Source organism: Pseudomonas putida, from assembly GCF_002906855.1.
GTDB lineage: Bacteria > Pseudomonadota > Gammaproteobacteria > Pseudomonadales > Pseudomonadaceae > Aquipseudomonas > Aquipseudomonas putida_N.
In genome coordinates this window covers 1-3,190 of sequence record NZ_MINI01000037.1, presented here as the reverse complement: position 1 = coordinate 3,190, position 3,190 = coordinate 1, and the positions used below count along the sequence as shown (strand labels likewise).

Below are 3,190 nucleotides of genomic sequence, written 5' to 3'. Positions count from 1 at the left end.
CAGCGCGCTTACCCAGGTAGCGACCAAGGCCGACGCTTCGACGGTGCAGTCCCTGAGCAACACCGTAGACCAGCAGGGCGCGGCGATCACCGCCAATGGCCAGGCGATCACCAACGTCAACGCCTCGCTGAAGCAGGTGGGTGGCGAGAACCTGTTGTACAACCCATCGTTCGACGTGCCTAGCACCACCGGGTCCAATGCCGGGAACATCGCAGACGGGTGGGGATGGCGAAAGACCACTCCCGTGGTCGTGACCCCGACTCTGCGAAACTCCGATCTTGGCGCAGAGGGAAAGTGCCAGCGCCTGGACGTGACTGGCCTGTCAGCGGGCTCCGGAACGGATTACGTCGACTTTGTTCCGACTACTACTAATCCAGACAATCGGCCGCCGATTTATGAAGGAGTGATAGCAACTGCTTCGGTGTATGTGCGCGGTAATACCGGCTTACTCTGCCAAATCTACTTGCTGTACAAGGATGCGGCAGGGGCAACCCTTGCCACTCATGGGCCGGCCAACTTCGACCTTACTCCCAACTATCAGCGAGCTGTGTTCACGGGAGGGGCAGCGCCGGCCGGCTCAGTTCGAGTAGAGGTGCTGTTCAGGGTTCGTTCCTCGGTCGGCGCAGCAGGGATTGCAGCCGGCTTCGTGGACCTCGACAAGGCGCAGTTCGAGCACAGTTCGGTCGTGACTGGGTGGCGTGATAACGGCAAGGCAAACGCGGCGGCTGCAGCTGCAAATGCTTCTGCCACCACGGCCCTCACGGGGCGCGTAGCGTTGACAGAACAGGGCCTGACCAGCGCATCCAACCAGCTGACCCAGCTGGACAACAGCATTGGGGATGTCGGCGGCGAGAACCTGTTCTACAACCCAACTTTCAACAAAGCGGGGACAGGTACCGATATCGCGGATGGCTGGGCTACCGATGGGCCAGCGGCCAGCGTCGAATCTCTCGTTGCTTCCTGGCTGAATGCAGGTGAGAAGGCGGTACGTGTTGAGGTATCCGCCGTTGGCACCGGCACGCCGTACAAATCCATTCGCCCAACTGGTGGCACGAAAGATCGCAGACCAATGGTGGCCGAAGGGCAAACCATTGCAACGTCTATCTATCTTCGCGGCACAGCTGGCTTGGGGTTCAGGTTCTTCATTCAATGGATCAATGCGACCGGCTCCGTGATCAGCGCTCCTAACTCGGGGATGTTTACCATCACCGCAGCAGGCAAGCGTGAGCAGTTCAGTGCCGTCGCGCCTGCAGGGGCGGTCACTTGCTACGTCTACCTGCGTATCTACAGCGCCACTGGCGCAGTAACTGCTGGATACGTGGAGATGGCGCGGCCGCAGTTCGAGTACGGCACTCGTGCGACTGGATGGCGAGACAACGGCCAGGTGAACGCGGCGAACATAGGGGCCACGTCGGCTGCAGTTGATAGCCTGTCGTCGGCTGTCGACCAGCAGGGCAGCACCTTGACCAGCGTCGCCGGCCGAACCACGACGCTGGAAAACGCGGTGAACAGCACCACCAACGGCCTGGCCACCAAGGCCTCGGCTTCGGCGCTGGACGCGGTGACGAACCGGGTATCTGCGGCAGAGGGCGTGAACGCCAGCCAGTCCACCAGCATCACCGACCTGACCAATACCGTCGGAGCGATTCAGAGCGGCCTGGGTGCCTCCGGGCTTGATCCGGCGCCGGGAGCGGCTTGGCAGTTCGATACCACTGTCGAGGGGTGGTCAGGTGTGAACGCGACGCTGGCGGCCAATACGGGCTTCGTCAAGATCACGCCGACTACCGCTGACCCTCAGCTACACAGCCCGACAGCGTCGGCAGCTATCGACGGCAAGACCTACACCAGGGTCAGGGTTGGCCTGACGCGCCGCGGCGGCTCGGCCTGGACCGGTACGCTGTACTACTCGACCAGCTCTCACGGGTTTGCGACGAGTTATCGGGCCAGCGCCGCGAACCCGAACATCGCAATCGGGCAATCCGCCGTTGTGGAATGGAATATGGCCAACCTGGCTGCTGGCGGCACTGACTGGGTGGACAACACGATCCAGCGCCTTCGCTTCAACTTCGCGAATGCGCTGGATGCGGTGTTCGATGTCGACTGGATTGCAGTCGGCAGGGTAGGGCCTGGCGCATCGAGCAAGGCCGTACAGTCGCTGTCTTCAGACGTAACCCAGCAGGGTTCCACGCTCACCAGTCAGGCCCAGGCGCTGCTGGCGCTCACCAACCGCGTCACCGACACCGAGGGCGTGAACAGCGCCCAGGCTTCGGCCATCAGCCAGATCGACACCACAGTCCAGCAGCAGGGCACCGCTCTAACTGCCCAGGCGCAACGCCTGGACGGCATCTATGTCCAGGTGAACCCGGAGATGGAAGGTGATTCGACTGGACTGGCGGGAGCCACTGGTGGACTGGTTGGTGTCTGGACTGTGCAGTCGGCTGTGGTCGAGAACGGCATAGCCACCGGCAAACGCATCGATACCGTCCAGTCGCAGATGGGCGATGTCAGCGCGTCTGTGGAAACGGTGAGCAGGACCGTCGCAGGTGTTGATGGGAAGGTTTCGGCCATGACGACCATCAAGGCCGAGACGATCGCTGGCGGCCGCAGGGTGATGGCCGGGCTGGCGCTGGGAAGCGACGGGCAGACCAGCGAGATCCTCGCGTATGCCCAACGCTTCGCCATCGTTGACGAGTCTTCAGGGCAGATGGTGCTGCCGTTCGTGGTTTCCAACGGCCAGGTCTTCATCAGCCAGGCGGTGATCAACACGGCATTCATCCAGCAGATTGTGGCAGGCATGACCATCCGGTCCCAGGCGGTCAACTCGCAAGGGTTGCCACTGCTGGAGCTGAACTTCGTGACCGGTGCAGTGAGCATACGAGGGCAGGACGCCAACGGCTCGACGCTGCTTAACAACGGTGGTCTGTACGTGTACGACGCCGCTGGCATCGAGAGGACTGCAGTGGGGAGGCTTACCTGATGGCTGATCTGTACGGGCTCCGGACGCGAGATGCGTCCGGGGTCATTACCTTCGACACGACGATCACCCCGGTGAGATCGTTGAAAATGATGCAGGTGGTCGGAAATGGAGCTTTCGACCAGTACATCTCGATACCGGAGATCAAGGCGCAGTCGTTCGTCGTGGTGGATACCCTGGCCGACAATGGCGAATACACCTGGAGCCCTCTGGCGT

General features: G+C 61.8%; 1 protein-coding gene and 1 pseudogene. Both read left to right on the top strand.

What is annotated here, in order from left to right:
* A partial coding sequence (locus tag BGP85_RS29270; RefSeq protein WP_258036117.1) for a DUF1983 domain-containing protein occupies positions 1-2,977 on the top strand: 2,977 nt, incomplete at its 5' end.
* Positions 2,977-3,190, top strand: a pseudogene (locus BGP85_RS12400) (hypothetical protein); the annotation flags it as partial. The gene BGP85_RS29270 and the pseudogene BGP85_RS12400, both read left to right, overlap by 1 nt.